19 protein-coding genes and 2 tRNA genes are annotated in these 20,759 nt (G+C 71.9%); 14 read left to right on the top strand and 7 right to left on the bottom strand.

What is annotated here, in order from left to right; translation table 11 throughout:
- Positions 1–8: 8 nt before the first annotated feature.
- From ACFYOJ_RS02950 to ACFYOJ_RS02940, 3 genes are all read left to right on the top strand, one after another.
- On the top strand, positions 9–467 hold the full coding sequence (locus ACFYOJ_RS02950; RefSeq protein WP_356550420.1) for a molybdenum cofactor biosynthesis protein MoaE: 459 nt from the start codon (positions 9–11) through the stop codon (positions 465–467).
- A 129-nt stretch (positions 468–596) separates the two neighbouring features.
- Positions 597–761 (top strand): hypothetical protein, encoded by a 165-nt coding sequence (locus ACFYOJ_RS02945; RefSeq protein WP_356550418.1) that lies wholly within the window; start codon positions 597–599, stop codon positions 759–761.
- A 50-nt stretch (positions 762–811) separates the two neighbouring features.
- Positions 812–1,906, top strand: a complete 1,095-nt coding sequence (locus ACFYOJ_RS02940; RefSeq protein WP_356550416.1) for a PDZ domain-containing protein — start codon at positions 812–814, stop codon at positions 1,904–1,906.
- A 42-nt stretch (positions 1,907–1,948) separates the two neighbouring features.
- Here the strand turns inward: ACFYOJ_RS02940 and ACFYOJ_RS02935 are convergent, their stop codons facing one another.
- Positions 1,949–2,491, bottom strand: a complete 543-nt coding sequence (locus ACFYOJ_RS02935) for a PPA1309 family protein (RefSeq protein WP_356550414.1) — start codon at positions 2,489–2,491, stop codon at positions 1,949–1,951.
- 163 nt (positions 2,492–2,654) lie between these two features.
- Between ACFYOJ_RS02935 and ACFYOJ_RS02930 the strand changes: the two genes are divergently transcribed.
- The 4 genes from ACFYOJ_RS02930 to ACFYOJ_RS02915 all read left to right on the top strand — a co-directional run bounded on the left by ACFYOJ_RS02930 (position 2,655) and on the right by ACFYOJ_RS02915 (position 8,038).
- Positions 2,655–5,660, top strand: coding sequence for a UPF0182 family protein (locus ACFYOJ_RS02930; RefSeq protein WP_356550812.1), 3,006 nt, complete (start codon positions 2,655–2,657; stop codon positions 5,658–5,660).
- 73 nt (positions 5,661–5,733) lie between these two features.
- A tRNA-Met gene (locus tag ACFYOJ_RS02925) sits at positions 5,734–5,807 on the top strand.
- Between the two features lie 240 nt (positions 5,808–6,047).
- The gene (locus ACFYOJ_RS02920; RefSeq protein WP_356550413.1) at positions 6,048–7,904 is read left to right on the top strand and encodes a tetratricopeptide repeat protein; all 1,857 of its coding nucleotides are present in this window, start codon (positions 6,048–6,050) and stop codon (positions 7,902–7,904) included.
- A 60-nt stretch (positions 7,905–7,964) separates the two neighbouring features.
- Positions 7,965–8,038, top strand: a tRNA-Met gene (locus ACFYOJ_RS02915).
- A gap of 138 nt (positions 8,039–8,176) precedes the next feature.
- Here ACFYOJ_RS02915 and ACFYOJ_RS02910 read toward each other — a convergent pair.
- The gene (locus tag ACFYOJ_RS02910) at positions 8,177–8,593 is read right to left on the bottom strand and encodes a Fur family transcriptional regulator (protein ID WP_189228749.1); all 417 of its coding nucleotides are present in this window, start codon (positions 8,591–8,593) and stop codon (positions 8,177–8,179) included.
- A gap of 143 nt (positions 8,594–8,736) precedes the next feature.
- Between ACFYOJ_RS02910 and ACFYOJ_RS02905 the strand changes: the two genes are divergently transcribed.
- The gene (locus ACFYOJ_RS02905; RefSeq protein ID WP_356550411.1) at positions 8,737–10,188 is read left to right on the top strand and encodes a catalase; all 1,452 of its coding nucleotides are present in this window, start codon (positions 8,737–8,739) and stop codon (positions 10,186–10,188) included.
- 163 nt (positions 10,189–10,351) lie between these two features.
- On the opposite strand, the gene hisN is transcribed toward ACFYOJ_RS02905, so the two are convergent.
- The 5 genes from hisN to ACFYOJ_RS02880 all read right to left on the bottom strand — a co-directional run bounded on the left by hisN (position 10,352) and on the right by ACFYOJ_RS02880 (position 14,898).
- Complete coding sequence (hisN, locus tag ACFYOJ_RS02900) at positions 10,352–11,149, bottom strand: histidinol-phosphatase (RefSeq protein WP_356550410.1); 798 nt, start codon at positions 11,147–11,149, stop codon at positions 10,352–10,354.
- A gap of 72 nt (positions 11,150–11,221) precedes the next feature.
- Complete coding sequence (locus ACFYOJ_RS02895) at positions 11,222–11,545, bottom strand: multidrug efflux SMR transporter (RefSeq protein ID WP_356550408.1); 324 nt, start codon at positions 11,543–11,545, stop codon at positions 11,222–11,224.
- A gap of 124 nt (positions 11,546–11,669) precedes the next feature.
- Positions 11,670–12,683 (bottom strand): ribosome small subunit-dependent GTPase A, encoded by a 1,014-nt coding sequence (gene rsgA, locus ACFYOJ_RS02890; protein ID WP_356550406.1) that lies wholly within the window; start codon positions 12,681–12,683, stop codon positions 11,670–11,672.
- 12 nt (positions 12,684–12,695) lie between these two features.
- Positions 12,696–14,012: a 3-phosphoshikimate 1-carboxyvinyltransferase gene (gene aroA, locus ACFYOJ_RS02885; RefSeq protein WP_356550405.1), complete on the bottom strand. Its 1,317-nt coding sequence runs from the start codon at positions 14,010–14,012 to the stop codon at positions 12,696–12,698.
- A 163-nt stretch (positions 14,013–14,175) separates the two neighbouring features.
- Positions 14,176–14,898: a M50 family metallopeptidase gene (locus ACFYOJ_RS02880; protein WP_356550403.1), complete on the bottom strand. Its 723-nt coding sequence runs from the start codon at positions 14,896–14,898 to the stop codon at positions 14,176–14,178.
- Between the two features lie 113 nt (positions 14,899–15,011).
- On the opposite strand from ACFYOJ_RS02880, the gene ACFYOJ_RS02875 reads away from it, so the two are divergent.
- The 6 genes from ACFYOJ_RS02875 (at position 15,012) to ACFYOJ_RS02850 (ending at position 20,753) form a co-directional block, all read left to right on the top strand.
- Positions 15,012–15,827 carry an SOS response-associated peptidase gene (locus ACFYOJ_RS02875; RefSeq protein ID WP_356550402.1) on the top strand — a complete coding sequence of 272 codons (816 nt, stop codon included), beginning with the start codon at positions 15,012–15,014 and terminating at the stop codon, positions 15,825–15,827.
- A gap of 1 nt (position 15,828) precedes the next feature.
- Positions 15,829–16,458, top strand: a complete 630-nt coding sequence (locus ACFYOJ_RS02870; RefSeq protein WP_356550400.1) for an alpha/beta family hydrolase — start codon at positions 15,829–15,831, stop codon at positions 16,456–16,458.
- Positions 16,459–16,765: 307 nt separating this feature from the next.
- Positions 16,766–17,449 carry an RNA polymerase sigma factor SigR gene (gene sigR / locus ACFYOJ_RS02865; protein WP_205614659.1) on the top strand — a complete coding sequence of 228 codons (684 nt, stop codon included), beginning with the start codon at positions 16,766–16,768 and terminating at the stop codon, positions 17,447–17,449.
- Positions 17,446–17,757, top strand: coding sequence for a mycothiol system anti-sigma-R factor (rsrA, locus tag ACFYOJ_RS02860; RefSeq protein ID WP_356550399.1), 312 nt, complete (start codon positions 17,446–17,448; stop codon positions 17,755–17,757). The genes sigR and rsrA overlap by 4 nt, the downstream gene beginning before the upstream one ends.
- Before the next feature lie 127 nt (positions 17,758–17,884).
- Entirely contained in the window at positions 17,885–19,228 is a 1,344-nt protein-coding gene (locus tag ACFYOJ_RS02855) for an HD-GYP domain-containing protein (protein WP_356550397.1), read from the top strand.
- Between the two features lie 316 nt (positions 19,229–19,544).
- On the top strand, positions 19,545–20,753 hold the full coding sequence (locus ACFYOJ_RS02850; protein WP_356550810.1) for a metal-dependent phosphohydrolase: 1,209 nt from the start codon (positions 19,545–19,547) through the stop codon (positions 20,751–20,753).
- The last annotated feature ends 6 nt before the right edge of the window (positions 20,754–20,759 follow it).

Genomic DNA, 20,759 nt, shown 5'->3' with positions numbered 1-20,759 from the left:
ATGGGCGCATGGCAACCATGAACGATCACCCCGGTGAGCAGGCCGCACCGGACCCCGTCAAGCTGATCGGCATCCGGGAGACGCCCCTCTCCGTCGACGAGGTCTTCCGCGCCGTCGGCGACGACGCGGCCGGGGGGACCGCGCTGTTCGTGGGCACCGTCCGCAATCACGACGGGGGCACGGACGTCGACCGGCTCGGATACTCGTGCCATCCCAGCGCCGAGGCCGAGATGCGGCGCATCGCCGAGAAGGTCGCCGGAGAGTACCCCGTACGCGCGCTGGCCGCCGTGCACCGGGTGGGGGACCTGGAGGTCGGGGACCTCGCCGTGGTCGTCGCCGTTTCCTGCCCGCACCGGGGCGAGGCCTTCGACGCCTGCCGGAAGCTGATCGACGACCTGAAGCACGAAGTGCCCATCTGGAAACACCAGACCTTCTCCGACGGCACCGAAGAGTGGGTGGGCGCGTAGCGCCTCCTTGAGGGGAAGCTTGCTGAAGATTCCGGTTGCGTAACCGGGCCCCCGGCGTGAGCGTTGTCACTGCGGATGGTTAATCTGCTGATCAGTCAGTCGCGGAGCTCAAGGGGTTGGGAGGTCGGCATGGCGGCGCTCGCCTGGTTGCTGATTCCGCTGGTGGCTGCTGTGGCCGCGGGGCTGTGGGGAAGCTGGGCCAACCGGACCCGCAAGATCCGCAGCGACGGTCCCGAGCTCGACGGATACGCCCGGTTCCGTGAGGCGATGGAGAGGTCCCGCACCGGAGTCTGACCGGGCCTCCCCGACGGTCCTCCGGCAACCCCGTCCCGTAATGTCGTCCCATGCCACGCCGCACTGCGACGATGCTCGCCTCCACCCTGATGCTGATCGCGCTCCTGTGCGCGGGTGTGTTCATCCCCGTGCCCTACGCGGAGATGTCGCCGGGGCCGACGGTGAACACGCTCGGGGACCACGAGGGCGAGCCGGTGCTGCAGATCTCCGGGCACAGGACGTACGAGGCGAGCGGTCATCTGAACATGACCACCGTCCGGGTCACCAGCGCTGACTACCGGATGAACCTCGTGGAGGCCGTCTACGGATGGTTCGCGCACGACAACCGCGTGGTGCCGCACGACACGCTCTACCCGGACGGGAAGACGGAGGAGGAGGCGACCCAGGAGAACGCCGAGGAGTTCAGCCAGTCCCAGGAGAGCGCCAAGGTCGCCGCCCTGAGGGAACTGGACATCCCGGTGAAGTCCTGGGTGATCGTCTCCACCGTCGTCAAGGGCTCCCCGGCCCAGGGCAAGCTGCACGCCGGTGACGTGATCCGGGCCGTGGACGGCACGACGGTCGAGAAGCCCGGTGACGTCGCCGACCTGGTGACCGAGCACAAGCCCGGCGAGGACGTCGTCTTCACCATCGTGCCCGCGGAGGAACAGGCCGCCGCGGAGAAGGAGAAGCGGGCGCCGACGAAGACCGAGAAGGTGACGATCACCACCGTGGCCTCCGACGACGCCGGTGAGAAGCGCGCCATCGTCGGGATCTCGGCCGGGACCGACCACACGTTCCCGTTCTCCATCGACATCAAGCTCGCCGACGTCGGCGGCCCCAGCGCCGGTCTGATGTTCGCCCTCGGCATCTACGACAAGCTGACGCCGGGCAGTCTCACCGGCGGGAAGTTCGTCGCTGGCACCGGCACGATCGACGATGCCGGCAAGGTCGGCCCGATCGGCGGCATCGGCATGAAGACCATCGGTGCCCGGGAGAAGGGCGCCCGGTACTTCCTGACGCCCGCCGACAACTGCGCGGCCGCCGCCGAGGACACCCCCGACGGGCTGACGCTCGTCAAGGTGGGCACCATCGGCGACGCCCTCGGCGCCCTCGAGGACATCCGCTCCGGGAAGACCGGCGACCTGCCGAGGTGCACGGCCGGATAACGGTCCGAGCAGCCCGGCCGGTCCGCCCGGGACCGGCCGGGACTACTCCTCGAAGGTCGCCGTCAGCGCCTGGGCCAGGCCCGGCACCAGATCGGAGCCCGTGAGGACCTCGGTGGCGGAGTCCTTCTCGCGCAGCCGCAGGGCGGTCTCGCGGGCGCCGTCACGCAGCACCGCGACCGTCATACGGACCTCCTGGCGGTCCGGGTGTTCCGCCACCCACCGCGTCAGCTTCGCCCCGTCCAGGTCCGCGGGCACCTGGGCCTCGGCGGAGGGCGGCAGCATCAGGCGTTCCACGGCCAGCGCGCAGCCGACGACCGCGTCCGGCCAGGCGATGGTGCCGAGGAACTCGTCCAGCGGCTGGTCCGTCGGGATCTCGTCCTGCTCGATCGGGGTGAGGCCGGAGCTCTCCGGTTCCTCCGTGAGGCCGAGCCGGTCGGCGAGGGTGGGCTGGTCGGACCGCAGCCGTGCGGTGTCGACAAGGGCGAAGAGGCGTGCGGGCTGGTCCCAGCCGAGGCCGGAGACGTACTCGTCGATCTCGAGCACGGCCCGGGTGAGGGGGCTCGCTGCCATGGGGGTGTTGGACATGGTCACAATCCTGCCTCGTTCCCGGGCCGAATCGGGAACCGAGTAAACGGTGAGTAAGTTGCATAGGTGTGGGCCCACGATTCCGGGGGCGCACGGGGGGCCCACGAACCCGAGGGCCTGACGGATCAACAGCGACTTCGAGGTGCGCACCTTGGCTTTCCAGATGCCGGACCGAGGCGGAGGCCCGACGGGGCCACGGATGAGAGTGGGCCGCCCGTCCCGGCGTGTCCGCACCCTTCTGATGACGCTCGGCGTCCTTGCCGTGCTCGGCATGGCGTTCACCATGTTCGCGGGCTTCTGGACGGACTGGCTGTGGTACCGGTCGGTCCACTACTCGTCGGTCTTCACGACGACCCTGTGGACCAAGATCGGCCTGTTCTTCGTCTTCGGCCTGCTCATGGCACTCGCCGTCGGGTTCAACATCTGGCTGGCGCACCGGCTGAGGCCGCCGCTGAGCGCCATGTCGATGGAGCAGCAGAACCTCGACCGCTACCGCATGGGCATCGCCCCGTACAAGAAGTGGCTGCTGCTCGGCATCACGGCCCTGGTCGGCCTCGTCGCCGGCGCCTCGGCGTCCGGCCAGTGGCGGACGTGGCTGATGTGGGTCAACGGCGTGCCCTTCGGCCAGAAGGACCCCCAGTTCAAGCTGGACGTCTCCTTCTACGCCTTCGACCTGCCCTGGTACCGGTTCCTGCTCGGCTTCGGCTTCGCGACCGTGATCATCTCGGTGATCGCCGCCGCGCTCACGCACTACCTCTACGGCGGGCTGCGCGTCACCAGCCCGGGCGCGCGCGCCACCGCCGCGGCGACCGGGCACCTGTCGGTGCTCATCGGAGTCTTCGTCGCCCTCAAGGCGGTCGCGTACTGGCTGGACCGGTACGGGCTGGCGGTGAAGTCCAGCGACTTCAAGGCGACCGACAACTGGACGGGCCTGAGGTACGTCGACGCCAACGCCTATCTGCCGGCCAAGACGATCCTGTTCTGCATCGCCGTCATCTGCGCGCTGCTGTTCTTCGCCACCCTGTGGCGGCGCACCTGGCAGCTGCCCGTGATCGGCTTCGGTCTGATGGTGCTGTCCGCGATCCTCATCGGCGGCCTGTACCCGGCGCTGGTCCAGAAGTTCGAGGTGCAGCCCAACGAACAGGCCAAGGAGGCGCCGTACGTCGAGAAGAACCTCGAGGCGACCCGCAAGGCCTACGGCATCGAGGGCACGCAGGTCACCGAGTACGCCGGCGAGAGCGAGACCGAGGACAAGACCAAGCTCCGCGACGACGCCGACGCCACGGCATCGATCCGGATCATGGACCCGAACATCGTCTCGCCCACGTTCCAGCAGCGTCAGCAGATGCGCGACTACTACGCGTTCCCGAACAACCTGGACGTCGACCGTTACTCCAAGGACGGCAAGGAGCAGGACACGGTCATCGGTCTGCGCGAGCTGAACCTGGCCGGCATCCCGAAGAAGAACTGGATCAACAACCACTTCCGCTACACCCACGGGTTCGGCGTGGTCGCCGCCAAGGGCACCGAGGTCGACCCCGAGGGACGCCCGGTCTTCACCGAGGCCGACCTGCCGTCCAAGGGCGACCTCGGAACGTACGAACAGCGGGTCTACTACGGCGAGAAGACCACCACGTACTCGATCGTCGGCGGTCCCCAGAAGGAGATCGACTACTCCGACGACAGCGGCGAGAAGACCACCAGCTACAAGGGCGACGGCGGGGTGGACCTGTCCAGCCCGCTCAACCGCGCCGCGTACGCGCTGGCGTTCAGCGAGCCGCAGATCCTCTACTCCGGCGCCATCGGCGACGGGTCGAAGATCCTGTACAACCGCACGCCGAAGGAGCGCGTCGAGGCGGTCGCCCCGTGGCTGACCATCGACGGCGACGCCTACCCGGCCGTGGTGGACGGACGGATCCAGTGGATCGTGGACGCCTACACCACGACGAACGGCTACCCGTACGCCTCCCGCACGACGCTCGGCGACACGACCGCCGACTCGCTGACCGCGCGCAACGACTCGCGTGCGGTGGTGGCCCAGCAGAACCAGGTCAACTACATCCGCAACTCGGTGAAGGCGACCGTCGACGCCTACACGGGCGACGTCAAGCTGTACCAGTGGGACACCCAGGACCCGGTCCTGAAGACCTGGATGAAGGCGTTCCCGGACACGGTCAAGGCCAAGAGCGAGATCTCCGACACGCTGATGGCCCATCTGCGGTACCCGCAGGACCTGTTCAAGGTCCAGCGCGAGCTGCTCACCCGCTACCACGTGAAGGACGCCACGACCTTCCTCAGCGGCAGCGAGGTGTGGCAGGTGCCGGACGACCCGACCAACAAGTCGGGTGACGCGGTGCCGCCGTACTACCTCAGCATGAGGATGCCCGACCAGAAGCAGCAGGCGTTCTCGCTGACGACGACGTTCACGCCCATCGGACGCGACAACCTCAGCGCGTTCATGGCGGTCGACGCGGAGGCGGGCACCGAGGGCTACGGCAAGATCAGAGTCCTGAAGCTGCAGACGAACACGACGGTCAACGGACCGAAACAGGTCCAGAGCCAGTTCAACTCCGAACAGGACATCGCCGAGTCCATCAGGCTGCTGAGAGGCGGCGACTCGGAGGTCGAGTACGGCAACCTGCTGACGGTGCCGCTCGACGGCGGACTGCTCTACGTCGAGCCGGTCTACGTGCGCGGCGGCGGCCTCAAGTACCCGCTGCTGCGCAAGGTGCTGGTGTCGTACGGAGGCAACACCGCCTTCGAGAACACGCTGGACGAGGCCCTGGACAAGGTCTTCGGGGCCGAGGGTTCGGCCACCCGGCCGCCGGACGGGGACGACGACACCACCACACCGCCGCCGTCCTCCGACAACCCCACTGTCCAGCAGGCGCTGGACGACGCCCAGAAGGCCTTCGACGCCGGCCAGGAAGCCCTGAAGAAGAACGACTGGGCGGCGTACGGCAAGGCGCAGAAGGACCTGGAGGACGCCCTGCGGAAGGCCGAGGACGCGCAGACGCGGGCCGACGCCGGCGGCGGTGACAAGAACACGGAGAACCAGGAGGACAAGAGCCAGGACGGCAAGGGCCAGGACGGCAAGGGCCAGGACGGCAAGGCGATTCCGAGCCCGACGCCGACCGGCACCGCCGACGGAGCTTCCGGCAGCGGCTGACGCGGCCGGTCCGCGCCCGTCCGAGCTGGTCGGACGCCCATCCCGCGCCGTGGTACGGTTGTGAACACAACGGCGCGGGGTGGAGCAGCTCGGTAGCTCGCTGGGCTCATAACCCAGAGGTCGCAGGTTCAAATCCTGTCCCCGCTACTGAAGTCGTGAGCTAGGTGCGAACGACACACGAAGGCCCGGGTCCCGAAAGGGATCCGGGCCTTCGTGCTGTGCGAACGCATGTGCCGACGAGTGCGACGGCCGCGCCGATGGCGGGAGTTGGGGTGATCTGTGTTTGACTTGTCTCCCTGTGGGCATGTCGACAAAACGCTGAAGTGACCTCACTGGCTGCGGTATACCAGGTGTACCCGGGTTGCGGGTGGTGCGACGATGGACGTTATGGGGGACATGGCAAATCTGTTCGAGACGGGGCGATTTGTGCAGCAGTCCGGCCGGGAAGAAGCCGGGGACGAGACTCAGGAAGCCGCCGACGAGGCCGCCGAGGAGGTGCGCCGTCGGATCGCCGCCGAGAGCGGTGACGTCGAGGCGATGAGCGTGCTCGGGGCCATGCTGCTGCGCCGCGGCGATCTCGACGGAGCGGAGACCCACCTGCGTGCTGCCACCGCCGCGGGCGACCGCGCCGCCGCCAACAACCTGGGCGTCCTGCTGCATCAGCGCGGCTACGCCGACGAGGCCGCCGGGTGGTGGCGGATCGCCGCCGTCGCCGGGTCCGCCGCGGCCGCCCACTCACTGGGCCGGCACTTCCGCGAGCGCGGGGACGAGCCCGCCGCCGAGTACTGGCTCCGCCAGTCCGCCGAACAGGGGCACGTACTGGGCGCCTACGCGCTCGCCGACCTGCTGGAGCACCGCGGCGACGACGCCGGCGCCGAGCGGTGGCTGCGGGCCGCCGCCGAGCGGGGGCACCGGGAGGCCGCCTACCGGCTGGCCCGGACCCTGGACCGGCGCGCCGGACGGGACCTCGACGACGACGGCCCCGGTGCCGCGGCCTCCACGACCGGGCGGGCGGTGAGGAACGAGCGGGCCGAAGGGGCGGAAGAGGCCGAGCAGTGGTACCGCCAGGCCGCCGCGCGCGGCCACCGGCGGGCCGCGCTGCACCTCGGGGCGATCCTGGAGCGGCGGGGCGAGCTGAAGGAGGCCGGGCGCTGGTACCTGACGTCCGCCAAGGACGGCGAGCCGCGCGCCGCCTGCGCGCTGGGCTTCCTGCTCCGCGACGCCGGGGACACCGAGAGCGCCGCCGTGTGGTGGCTGCGGGCCGCGCAGGACGGTGACGGCAACGCCGCCAACGCGCTGGGCGCGCTGCACGCCGAGCGCGGCGAGCCGCAGACCGCCGAGCGCTGGTACCGGGCCGCGATGGACGCCGGGGACGACAACGGCGCCTACAACCTCGGGCTGCTCTGCGCCGAGCAGGGCCGCACGACGCAGGCCGAGCAGTGGTACCGGCGCGCCGCCTACGCCGGACACCGCGAGGCCGCGAACGCGCTGGCGATCCTGCTGCTGCGGTCCGGGGACGAGACCGGGGCCGAGCCGTGGTTCTCCAAGGCCGCGGAGGCGGGCAGCGTGGACGCCGCCTTCAACCTCGGGATCCTGCACGCCGGGCGGGGCGAGGACCGGGCGGCGCTGCGCTGGTACGAGCGGGCCGCCGCCGCCGGGCACACCGAGGCGGCGCTGCAGGTCGGGATGGCCCGGCTGCGGGACGGTGACGAGCCCGGGGCGGAGCGCTTCCTGAGGTGCGCGGCGGGCGGCGGCAGCCCGGAGGCCGCGTACCGCCTGGCCACGCTGCTCGACGCGCGCCGGCCGCCGGCGCCCGCGCACGAGCTGGGCGAACCGGCGCAGGAGAAGACCGAGTGCGAGGAGTGGTACGAGCGGGCGGCCTCCCAGGGGCACCGCCGGGCCCAGGTGCGGGTCGGGATGCTCGCCGCGGCGCGGGGCGACGTGGTGGAGGCGGCGCGCTGGTACCGGAAGGCGGCCGAGGCCGGCTCCCGCAACGGCGCCTTCAACCTGGGGCTGCTGCTGGCCCGGGAGGGCAGCGAGCCCGAGGCCGTCGTGTGGTGGCGCCGGGCGGCCGACGCCGGGCACGGGCGGGCGGCACTGCGGCTCGCGCTGGTGTACGCGCGCCGGGGGGAGCTGGACGAGGGACAGCGGTGGGCCGACCTGGCGGTGACGCTGGGCCCGCGCGAGGTCGCGGAGCGGGCGGCCCGGCTGCGGGACGCGCTGCGCCAGGAGCTGTCGGCCTGACCTCGCGCGGAGCGGGATTTGCTTCTCGACGCGGGGTTGACGTAGTGTTCCCTTCATCGACGCGGGGTGGAGCAGCTCGGTAGCTCGCTGGGCTCATAACCCAGAGGTCGCAGGTTCAAATCCTGTCCCCGCTACTGAAGACCGAGGGCCGGAATCCGAAAGGGTTCCGGCCCTCGGTGCGTGCGGTCCCACGAAGCGGCGCGGTACGGAGCGCCGGCGCACGCGAAAGCCCCGGCACAGTGTGCCGGGGCTTTCGGTGTACGGGGGAGGTCCTAGGCCGCCGCGCAGTTCGGGCAGGTGCCGCGGTAGGTCACCTCGACGTCCGAGACGGTGAAGCCGAAGCGCTCCGTGTCGGGCAGGTCGGCCAGCGGGTTGCCGGTCGGGTGGACGTCGCGGATCGCGCCGCACTGTGCGCAGACCAGGTGGTGGTGCGGCCGGTGCGCGTTCGGGTCGTACCGCTTGGCGCGCTTGTCCGTCGCCACCTCGAGCACCTCACCGAGCGAGACCAGCTCGCCGAGGGTGTTGTAGACGGTCGCCCGGGAGATCTCCGGCAGCTTGGTGACGGCCCTGGCGTGCACCTCGTCGGCGGTCAGATGGACGTGATCGCCGTCGAGGACCTCGGCCACGACGCGTCGCTGCGCGGTCATGCGCCATCCGCGTCCACGCAGCCGTTCCAGTAGGTCGCTCATAGAGGCCAGCCTAACAGCAGGGGGACCAGGTCCCGAGTCGGTGTGATTCTGGAATCTTACTTGACTTAGACATTGTCCATTGTAGGATCGGGGACGGCATTAGCCAAGGGACAGGTTTTGCAGGATTGGCGCAGGAGGCGTACGTGACTCAGGGACCGCTCACTACGGAGGCCGGTGCTCCGGTAGCCGACAATCAGAACAGCGAGACCGCGGGTGTCGGCGGCCCCGTGCTCGTCCAGGACCAGCTCCTTCTGGAGAAGCTGGCCCACTTCAACCGTGAGCGCATCCCGGAGCGCGTCGTCCACGCCCGTGGCGCCGGCGCCTACGGCACCTTCACGGTCACCGCCGATGTCACCAAGTACACCCGCGCCAAGTTCCTCTCCGAGGTCGGCAAGGAGACCGAGGTCTTCCTCCGCTTCTCCACCGTGGCCGGCAACCTGGGCGCGGCGGACGCCGTTCGCGACCCGCGCGGCTTCGCGGTGAAGTTCTACACCGAGGAGGGCAACTACGACCTCGTCGGCAACAACACCCCGGTGTTCTTCATCAAGGACGCCATCAAGTTCCCCGACTTCATCCACACCCAGAAGCGCGACCCCTACACCGGCTCCCAGGAGCCGGACAACGTCTGGGACTTCTGGAGCCTGTCGCCCGAGTCGACCCATCAGGTGACCTGGCTGCACGGCGACCGGGGCATCCCCGCCTCGTACCGCCACATGGACGGCTTCGGCTCGCACACCTTCCAGTGGAACAACGAGGCCGGCGAGGCCTTCTGGGTGAAGTACCACTTCAAGACGGACCAGGGCATCAAGAACCTGACCGCCGAGGAAGCGGAGATCCTCGCGGGCAAGGACCCCGACTCGCACCAGCGCGACCTGCGCGAGGCCATCGAGCGCGGCGACTTCCCGTCCTGGACCGTGGGCGTGCAGATCATGCCGGTGGCCGAGGCGGCGACGTACCGCTTCAACCCGTTCGACCTGACCAAGGTGTGGCCGCACGCGGACTACCCGATCGTCTGGTTCGGCAAGATGGAGCTGAACCGCAACCCGGAGAACATCTTCGCCGAGGTCGAGCAGTCGATCTTCTCCCCGGCGCACTTCGTGCCCGGCATCGGCCCGTCCCCGGACAAGATGCTCCAGGGCCGCCTCTTCGCCTACGGCGACGCCCACCGCTACCGCGTCGGCATCAACGCCGACCACCTGCCGGTGAACCGCCCGCACGCCACCGAGGCGCGCACCCACGCCCGTGACGGCTACCTGTACGACGGCCGCCACAAGGGCGCGAAGAACTACGAGCCGAACAGCTTCGGCGGCCCGTTCCAGACGGACCGGCCGCTGTGGCAGCCGGTCGCGGTCACCGGTGTCACCGGCGAGACCCAGGCGCCGGTGCACGCGGAGGACAACGACTTCGTCCAGGCGGGCAACCTCTACCGCCTGATGTCGGAGGACGAGAAGGAGCGCCTGATCAACAACCTGGCCGGCGGCCTCTCGAAGGTCTCGCGCGAGGACATCATCGATCGCGCGATCAACAACTTCCGTCAGGCCGACGGAGACTTCGGCAAGCGGCTGGAGGCCGCGGTCCAGGCCCTGCGCGGCTGACACATCCAGCACTGGACCGCTTGTCGTGGCGGCGGGCCGGATCCCCGGGGACGGGGGTCCGGCCCGTTCGTCCTTCCACCCCGCGCCCGCCGCCCGGCTCGGCGCCGTCAGGCGAGGGCCGCCGGCGCCTCGCACTGCCGCCGCACCGGTGCCCAGGGCGGGGTCAGCGGTCGCCGAGGTGGCGGAGCAGCTCGTCGTGGAGCAGACCGTTGGAGGCGGCGGCGTTGCCGCTGTGCGGGCCGGGACGGCCGTCCAGGCCGGTGAAGGTGCCGCCGGCCTCCGTGACGATGATCGCGTTCGCCGCCATGTCCCAGAGGGAGAGCTCGGGTTCGGCGCAGATGTCGACCGAGCCCTCGGCGACCATCATGTACGGCCAGAAGTCGCCGTACGCGCGCGTGCGCCACACCTGGCGGGTCAGGTCCAGGAAGCCGTCCAGCCGTCCCTGCTCCTCCCAGCCGCTGAGCGAGGAGTACGCGAACGAGGCGTCGGACATCGCGGAGACTCCGGAGACGTGCAGCCGGGAGGCCGAGGACAGGCTGCGGCCGGTGAACGCGCCGTGGCCCTTGGCCGCCCACCAGCGGCGGCCGAGAGCCGGCGCGGAGACGAGGCCGACGACGGGCTGGTAGCCCCCCTCGCCCGCCTCCATGAGGGCGATGAGGGTGGCCCAGACCGGGACGCCGCGCACGTAGTTCTTGGTGCCGTCGATCGGGTCGACGACCCAGCGGCGGGGACCGGTGCCCTCGACGCCGTACTCCTCGCCGAGGACGGCGTCGCGGGGGCGGGCGCGGGCGAGGTGGCCGCGGACGAGTTCCTCCGCGGCCTTGTCCGCCTCGCTCACCGGGGTCAGGTCCGGCTTGGTCTCGACCTTGAGGTCGAGGGCCTTGAAACGGTCCATCGTCGCGGCGTCGGCGGCGTCCGCGAGGACATGGGCGAGGCGGAGGTCGTCGAGGTGGTCGGCCATGCGATCACGGTATCCGGCGGGGGAGGAACGGGGCCACCAGGGGTTCGGCCCGGTGGACGGCGGCCGCGGGGTTCAGTGTGCCGAGCCCGAGAGCTGCAGCCCGATCACACCGATGATGACGAAGCTGATCGACACGATCTTCAGGGTCGAGACCAGGTCGCCGAGGAAGACCATGCCGTAGATGGCGGTGCCCGCCGCGCCGATACCGGTCCACACGGCGTACGCCGGGCCGACGTCGAGCTTCTTCAGGGACATGGTCAGCAGACCGAAACTGCCCAGCGCGAAGGCGCAGAACGCGATCGTGGGCCACAGCCGGGTGAAGCCGTGCGACAGCTTCAGACAGACGGCGAAGCCGGTCTCGAGCAACCCCGCCACTATGACCAGCAGCCACGCCATGTGTCGTCCTCCCGTGGTCCGTACCGTGACCGCTTCGTCGATTCGTCGGCTTTGCTCGGGCTTGGATCAGACTCGGTGCGATTATGCACTTACCTGTCGTGCGGTACGGCAAACAACGCGAAGGTCAGTCACCCTCCGTCCGTTCCCGCGTCGACAGCAGCCGACGCAGGGAGTACAGCCGGGCCGGGTCGGCGTGGCCCTCGGCGACCCACGCGTCCAGCGCGCAGTCGGGCTCGTCGTGACTGCACGCGCGCGGGCACCCCTCCGTGCCCGGCTCCAGGTCGGGGAAGGCGTGGATCACCCGGGACGGGTCGACGTGCGCGAGCCCGAACGACCGTACGCCCGGGGTGTCGACGACCCAGCCGCCCCTGGCCGAGGACAGCGGCAGCGCGAGGGCCGAGGTGGTGGTGTGCCGGCCGCGTCCCGTCACCGCGTTGACGTGCCCCGTCGTACGGCGGCGGTCCTCGGGGACCAGCGCGTTGACCAGAGTCGTCTTGCCCACGCCGGAGTGGCCGACGAACGCCGTGACCTTGCCCTCCAGGTGCTCGCGCACCCGGTCGGCGGCGTCGCCGTTCTCCAGCTCCTCGCGGCTGGTGACGACGTACGGGATGTCCAGGGCGCCGTACAGGCCGAGCAGTTCGTCGGGCGGGGCGAGGTCCGACTTGGTCATCACCAGCAGCGGGGTGAGGCCGCCGTCGAACGCCGCGACCAGGCAGCGGTCGATGAGGCGCGGGCGCGGTTCGGGGTCGGCGAGGGCGGTGACGACGGCGAGCTGGTCGGCGTTGGCGACGACCACCCGCTCGTAGGGATCGTCGTCGTCCGCCGTGCGGCGCAGCACCGAGGTGCGCTCCTCGATGCGGACGATCCGCGCGAGCGTGTCCTTCGTGCCGGACAGGTCGCCGACCAGGGCGACCCGGTCACCGACGACCGCCGCCTTGCGGCCCAGTTCCCGCGCCTTCATCGCCATGACGATGCGGTCGTCGACGAGGCAGGTCAGCCGGCCCCGGTCCACGGTCAGGACGAGGCCCTCGGCGGCGTCCTCGTGCTTGGGCCGGGTGTGCGTGCGCGGCCGGTTGCCCTTGCGGTTGGGGCGGGAGCGGATGTCGTCCTCGTCGGTGTGCTTGCCGTAGCGGCGCATGGCGATCCGTCCCTACGCCTCGAGCATCCCGGTCCACAGGTCGGGGAAGTCGGGCAGCGTCTTGGCCGTCGTCGCCACGTTCTCGATCTCCACGCCCTTCACCGCGAGGCCGAGGACCGCGCCGGCGGTGGCCATGCGGTGGTCCTCGTAGGTGCGGAAGACGCCGCCGTGCAGGGGGCGCGGGCGGATGTGCAGTCCGTCGGCGGTCTCGGTGACGTCGCCGCCGAGTTCGTTGATCTCCTTGGTGAGCGCGGCCAGCCGGTCCGTCTCGTGCAGGCGCAGGTGCGCCACGCCGCGCAGGGTCGAGGGGGAGTCCGCGAGGGCGGCGACGGCCGCGATGCCCGGGGTCAGCTCGCCGACCTCGCCGAGGTCCACGTCGATGCCGTGCACGGCGCCCGAACCGGTGAAGACGAGACCGTAGTCGGTCAGTTCGCAGGAACCGCCCATCTCGGTGAAGATCTCGCGCAGCCGGTCGCCGGGCTGGGTGGTGCGGGCCGGCCAGTCGGGGACGACGACCCTGCCGCCGGTCACGAGGGCCGCCGCCAGGAACGGCTGGGCATTGGACAGGTCCGGCTCGATCGTCAGGTCCCGGCCGAGCAGCGCGCCCGGCGTGACCCGCCAGACGTTCGGCTCGCCGCCCGACTCGGGGGTGTCGACCTGGGCGCCGACCGAGCGCAGCATGTCGACGGTCATCCGGATGTGCGGCATCGACGGCAGAGCCGAGCCGGTGTGGCGGACCTCGACGCCCTGGTTGAAACGCGGGCCGGACAGCAGCAGCGCGCTGACGAACTGCGAGGACGACGACGCGTCGATCTCGACCGGGCCGCCCTCCAGGGCACCGCTGCCGTGCACGGTCAGCGGCAGCGCGCCGCGCCCGTCGTCGTCGATCCGGGCGCCGAGGGCGCGCAGCGCGTCGATCACGCCGTGCAGGGGGCGTTCGTACGAGCGCGGGTCGCCGTCGAAGCGGACGGCGCCGTCGGCGAGCGTGGCGACCGGCGGCAGGAAGCGCATGACCGTGCCGGCGTTGCCGACGTCGACCGTGGCCGGGCCGCGCAGGCCCGCCGGGATGACCCGCCAGAACTCGCCGGTGCCCTCCGGCCCGACGCCCTCCTCGATCTCTACGCCCATCGCGCGCAGCGCCCCGGCCATCAGCAGGGTGTCCCGCGAGCGCAGCGGGCGGCGCAGCCAGCCGGGCTCGGAGGCGAGGGCGGCCAGCACCAGGGCACGGTTGGTGACCGATTTGGATCCCGGCACATGGACGGTCGCGTCGACGGCTCCGCTCGCGTGCGGGGCGGGCCAGAGGGCGGTGTGCGCGGGGTTCACGGTCATGGGCCCCACTTTAATGGCTGGGACCGGCCGGAGATCTTGATCGGAAGCGGCGAGAACGCGGAGTGAGGAGCGGTACTGGAACCACCGCGCATATATGCGGCGTGCGTGTTCCGTCCTCGGTGTCCGGAGCGGGTGTCCCCCGCAGCCGGCTCGGGCGCCTCGCTCACAGCCCCAGCAGCCAGCGGCCCCCGCCGATCAGCGAGCACAGCGACACCGCGTGGAAGAGGAAGAACCACACCCCCGCCGGCGCGTGGGTCAGCCGGGCCAGCTGGTCGGCGTCGGAGTCGCCCGCTCCGCCCCGCGCCCGCTTGGCCTGCAGCTCGAACGCCGGCCGCACCCCGCCCAGCAGCAGGAACCACACCGCCGCGTAGGCGAACGCCGCCTGCACCTGCGGTCCGGCCAGCCAGGACACCAGAAGGAACGTGCCGCCGGTCAGCACGACCGTCAGCACCCCGTACGCGTTGCGGATCATCACCAGCAGGGCGACCAGCAGCGCCGTCGCCGCCCACAGCAGCAGCGTGATGCGCCCCGAGGCCAGCAGCGCGGCACCGCCCAGGCCCAGCAGCGGGGGCGCGGTGTAGCCGGCCACCGCGGTGAGGACCATCCCGAGTCCGTGCGGCTTGCCCCGGCTCACGGTCAGGCCGCTGGTGTCCGAGTGCAGGGTGATCCCGGTGAGCGTGCGCCCGGTGAGCAGGGCCACGAGCCCGTGCCCGCCCTCGTGGGCGATGGTCACGGCGTTGCGCGCCATCCGCCACGGGCGGTGCGGCACGACGACGGCGAGCGCGGCGACCAGGGTCGCGATCACCACCCACAGGTCGGGAGCGGGCTGGGTGCCGGAGACCTCGTCCCACAGGGAGGCGAGCGAGGCCGAAGCGAGGTGGTCCATGGTCGGTGAGGGCTCCTCGTACGAACGGTCGAGCGGTCGAGCGGGTACGGCGCGGAAGGCGCCTCGTCGGGAGGTGGTGGCAGGGGGCGGGCGGGCCTGGCAGTGTGGCACGTATGTGCGGACGGTATGCGGCGAGTCGACGACCCGAGGATCTCGCGGGAATCTTCGAGATCGAGAAGTGGGAGCCCGAGGAGACCCTGGCCCCCGATTACAACGTGGCCCCCACCAAGGAGGTCCACGCCGTCCTGGACCGCCCCCTGAAGGACGCCGGGGACCCGAGACCGGTTCGCCAGCTGCGGAAACTGAAGTGGGGGCTCGTCCCCTCCTGGGCCAAGACGCCCGAGGGCGGCGCCCGGATGATCAACGCCCGCGCGGAGACCGTCCACGAGAAGCCGTCCTACCGCCGCGCCTTCGCCACCCGGCGCTGCATCCTGCCCGCCGACGGCTACTACGAGTGGGTCACCGGCAGGCAGGAGCGGGACCTGGAGGTCGAGGGGCGCAGGAAGCGGCCCCGCAAGCAGCCCTACTTCGTGACCCCGGCCGACGGGTCCGTGTTCGCGATGGCGGGACTGTACGAGTTCTGGCGGGACAGGACGCTGCCGGACGACCACCCGCAGGCCTGGTGGGCGACCTGCTCGGTGATCACCACCGAGGCCGAGACCACGCCGCTCGCCGTCGCCCCGGCCGACGGCCCGCGCACCCTGGCCGACATCCACCCGCGGATGCCGCTGATGCTCACGCCGGACCGGTGGGACGCCTGGCTCGACCCGGCGCGCACCGACCCCGCCGACGTCGTCCCCCTGCTGGCGCCCCCGCCCGCCGGACTGATGCGGGCGTACCCCGTCCCCACCGCCGTGAGCAACGTCCGCAACAACGGACCGGAGCTGCTGACGGAACTGGAGGGCCCGGAGGAGGGCACACTCTTCTGACGTGAAGACCGAGATCATCGACACGGAGGCCGGCGCCGCCCGCATCACCTGGCATCCGGCCGCGGAACCCCGCCTGGTCCTCGCCGCGGGTCACGGCGCCGGCGGCGGCATCGAGGCACGCGACCTGGCGGCACTGGCGGCCGCCCTGCCGGCGCACGGCGTGACCGTGGCGCTGGTCGAGCAGCCCTGGCGGGTGGCCGGAAAGAAGCTGGCGCCCGCCCCGAAGACCCTGGACGCCGGCTGGCGGGGCGTCTGGCCCGCGCTGAACGCCCCCGGCCTGCCGGTGGTCTCGGGCGGCCGCAGCGCCGGCGCCCGCGTCGCCTGCCGCACCGCGGCCGGGCTGGGCGCCCGCGCCGTCCTCGCCCTGAGCTTCCCGCTGCACCCGCCGGGCAGGCCCGAGAAGTCCCGCGCCGGCGAGCTGCTCGCGGCCGGGGTGCCGACCCTCGTCGTCCAGGGCGGCAACGACCCCTTCGGGAAGCCTGCCGAGTTCCCCGAGGGGGCCTGTGACCTGGTCGAGGTGCCGTACGGCGACCACGGCTTCGCCGTGCCCAGGCGGGCCGCGATCACCCAGGAACAGGCCCTGGAAACGCTCACCGGCGCGGTCGCGCAGTGGACCCGCTCACTCGGCTGACACCCCGGGAATGACCGGCGGACGACCGCTGTTGTGCGGACATACGTTGCTGAGCATCAGCACCGACGCCGTAGGAGAGGAAGTCCGCCGCATGGGTTCGACCTTCTGCCCACCCGTCACCCACCACGGCCCCGTGGACGGGCTGCGCCCGGCGGAGTCGGATCCGAGCCGTGGCCGCGCCGGCCTGGAGTGGACGGTGCTGCACGCGGCGAGGACCGCCCCTGTCCGGGCGGCGGGCGGGCCGGATCGTCGTCTATCCTCCGATTCGAGCGGGGCCGCACTCGGCTCCGTGACATCACTGGAGGAGGTGGGTCCGGTCACTGGGACCGACGCAGGGACCGAGCACGGCCAGGCGGAGCAGCCCGAGGGCCGGGGCACGGGCGCGGAGTCGGCCGCGGAGCGCAGCGCGCGCTTCGAGCGGGACGCGCTCGAGTTCCTCGACCAGATGTACTCGGCCGCGCTGCGCATGACGCGCAACCCGGCCGACGCCGAGGACCTGGTGCAGGAGACCTACGCCAAGGCGTACGCGTCCTTCCACCAGTTCCGCGAGGGCACCAACCTCAAGGCGTGGCTGTACCGCATCCTCACCAACACCTTCATCAACTCGTACCGCAAGAAGCAGCGCGAACCCCAGCGCAGCGCGGCCGAGGAGATCGAGGACTGGCAGCTCGCGCGCGCCGAGTCGCACATGTCGACGGGTCTGCGCTCCGCCGAGTCGCAGGCGCTCGACCACCTGCCCGACTCGGACGTGAAGCAGGCGCTCCAGGCGATCCCCGAGGAATTCCGCATCGCCGTGTATCTCGCGGATGTCGAGGGCTTTGCCTACAAGGAGATCGCGGACATCATGGGGACACCCATCGGTACGGTCATGTCCCGGCTGCACCGTGGACGCCGTCAGCTGCGCGGCATGCTGGAGGACTACGCCCGCGAGCGCGGACTGGTCCCCGCCGGCGCCGGAGAGTCGAACGAAGCGAAAGGCTCGGGGTCATGAGCTGCGGAGAGCCGCACGAGACGGATTGCAGCGAAATCCTCGATCATCTCTACGAGTTCCTCGACCGGGAGATGCCGGACTCGGACTGCGTGAAGTTCGAGCACCACTTCGAGGAGTGTTCGCCCTGTCTGGAGAAGTACGGGCTGGAGCAGGCCGTGAAGAAGCTGGTCAAGCGGTGCTGCGGACAGGACGACGTGCCGGGTGACCTGCGGTCCAAGGTCATGGGGCGGATCGACCTGATCCGCTCGGGCCAGTCGGTGCCCGAGCACGACGTCACAGCCGCGCCGCCGACCCCGCAGGAGACCTGAGAGTCCGGGCGCGCCCCGCGCCCGCCTCCTGTCACCCGTACGTGCTAATCCGCGGGTTGTCCGCCCGCCCCTCCCTCGCGCCGCCCTAGGCTCCGGAGCCTGACAGGCATGGCCGGGGGAGGTGCTCATGGACGCGGTACCGGCACGGGCGCGTGCGTACGTCGCCGGTGTCGTCCTCGCGGCCCTGCTGCTGTGCCTGCGCCCGCTGTCCGGGCCGCACACGCCCTGGTGGGCCGTACTGCTGCTCGCCGCGCTGTACGCGGGCTGTGAGCAGGTCGCCCGGTCCCGTTTCGACGGCTTCGGCACCTGTTACCCCGTCCTGCTGGCCGGCGCTTTCCTGCTGCCGCCCCCGGCCGCCGCGCTCGTGGCGCTGCCGGGGGCGCTGCTGTCCCCGGTGGACCGGCGCCCGGTCCTCCTGCGCCGGTGCTGGCGGGCCGCGCAGCTCGCGCTCGCGGTGTGGGCGGCGGCCGGGGTGCACGGGAGGCTCGGTGGCCGGGACGCGGTGGCGACCCCGGACTTCCCCGGCGCGCTCGTCCCGGCCGGGGCCGCCGTGACGGCGTTCTGCCTGGTCCTGGCCCTGCTGGACGGCGGGATACTGGCCCTGGCGGACCGGGTGCCGGCGCGCAGGGCGTGGCAGGGGCTGTTCCTCCGGTCGCTCGCCCCGATCGCCGTGCACGGCCTCGCCGGGCTCATGATGGCCGTCCTGTGGCGCAGCCCGTACGGCCCCGTCGCCGCGCTGCTCGTGCTGCCGCCGATGTGGGTGGCCTGGTGGGCGCTGGCCCAGTACCACCGCGAGAGGGCCGCGCACCAGGCGACCATCCGCGCCCTCGTGCAGGCCGTCGACATCAAGGACGGCTACACGCGCGGGCACAGCGAACGCGTCGGCCACGCCGCGATGATGATCGCCCGCGAGCTGGGCCTGGACGACGAACGCGTCGAGACGCTCCGCTTCGCCGGGATCCTGCACGACGTGGGCAAGCTCGGGGTGCCCACGCGGCTGCTGCGCAAGGACGGGCCGCTGACGCCCGAGGAACGGCGCGTGCTCGAACTGCACCCCGAGTACGGGCACGAGATGGTGCGCGGCATCCGTTTCCTCGGCGAGGCCCGGGCCGCCGTACTGCATCACCATGAACGGCTGGACGGCAGCGGGTACCCCTACGGGCTGGCGGGCGGCCAGATCCCCGAGTCGGCCCGGGTGGTCGCCGTCGCCGACGCCTTCGACGCGATGACCTCCACCCGTTCCTACAGCAGGGCGCGGCCCGTCGAGGCGGCCGTCGCGGAACTGCAGCGGTGCGCGGGGAGCCAGTTCGACCCCCGGATGGTCGGCGCGCTGGCCCGGGCCCTCGGACGCCACGGCTGGCACCCGGCGGTGACCTCCGACACCGCGGTGGGCTGCCCGCCCGGCACCGGCACCCAGTGCGCCCGCGTGGAGGAGGACGTGCGCGACAGCGTCGGAAGGGGGACCTCGTGACGCCGCCCGGGCGGCACGCGGGGCTTTCGTGCGGCGGCGGCCTCGGGGGCGGTGCGCCCGGTGCCCGGGTGTTGCGGGGGTGTGCGCTCGGGGGTCTGACGCCGCGGGGCCGTGGTGTCGTGGGCTCTGCCCTCCAGGTTCGCGCCCTCCGGGACGTCGGGCTGCCGGGCCGGGCGCTGTCGGACAGGTCTGTCGGGGGCGGTGGGGCGTGACCTCGTCGCGGGTGGTCGGGGCCGGGTCCGCCGGGCGCCGGCCGTGGGCGGGTCGCCGGGTGCGGGGCGGGACGGGGGCGCGTACTCCCGCGGTGCTCCTCCTGATGCACACCGGTGCCGCCCTCCTCGCCCTCGGCTGCCTCGGCTGCGTGCTGTGGACGGGGATCGTCGAGCGCCCCGTCGCCCTCGCCTTCGGGGCGCTCGTCGCGCTCGGCGAACTCACCCGCCGCAAGGGCGAGGGCCGGGAGACGGCGCCGCTCGCGGCCGCCGGGGCGTCGGCGTACGCGCTGCTCGGCGACAACGCCGGGCGGGCCACCCACCACGGGGTCGCCCAGACCGTCACCGTCGTGCTCGCGGCCTCCCTGCTCGGCAGCGTCCCGCACATCGCGCGCGGACACGGACCCGTGCTCGACCACCTGGCACGACGCCTGCTCACCGTCACCTTCGCCGCGGTGTGCTTCCGGCCGCCGGCCGCCCAGGGCACCTTCCGCGACTGGAGCGGCCCCGCCCACGCGCTGCTGCTGACCGCGTTGCTCGTCCTGACCGTGCTGTGCGACGCCGTGCTCGCCGCGGCGCCCGCGCACGCGCGCACCGGCTGGCCCTTCGGTCCGCTGCTGCGCGAGGAGCTGCGGGGCATGGCCGGCATCGCCTCCGCGGTGTGCGCGACGGGCGCGGTGATGGCGCTCGCGGTGGCCGTCGCGGGCCTGTGGGCGCTGCCCGTCCTCTCCGTGCCGCTGCTGCTCGCCCAGCTGTCCTACCGTCGGTACGCCGCCGTCCGCGCCACCTATCGGCAGACCATCGCCTCCCTCGCCCGGGCCACCGAGATCGCCGGCTGCACCCCGGCCGGCCACGCCCGGCGCGTCGCCGAGCTGAGCACGGCCGTCGGACGGGACCTGGGGCTGACCGGGCCCGAGCTGACGGTGCTGGAGTACGCGGCCCTCATGCACGACATCGGACAGCTCAGCCTCGTCGACCCGGTCCCGGCGGGCGCCACCGCCGGCCTGCCCGTCGCCGAGCAGCGCCGGATCGCGCTGCTCGGCGGAGCCGTCGTACGCCGGACCGGCGTCGACGCGGCGGTCGCCGTGGTCGTGGAGCGGCAGGCCGACCCGTGCCGGGAGCAGCCGGTCGCCGCGCGCATCGTCCGCGCCGTGAACGCCTACGAGGAGAAGGCGCGGGACGCCGGGCCCGGCGGAGGCCTGCGTGCGCTGGAGGAGCTGCGCCTGGCCACCGCGGACGACTACGCTCCCGAGGTCGTGGAAGCACTGGCCCGGGTGCTGGCCCGGGGCAGCCTTACCTCGCCCGCGGCTGGGTAACCCATG

This window comes from Streptomyces sp. NPDC006384, assembly GCF_042870695.1.
Classification (GTDB): Bacteria; Actinomycetota; Actinomycetes; order Streptomycetales; family Streptomycetaceae; genus Streptomyces.
Note: the sequence above shows the minus strand (reverse complement) of the source record. Positions and strands in the feature narration are given on the sequence as shown.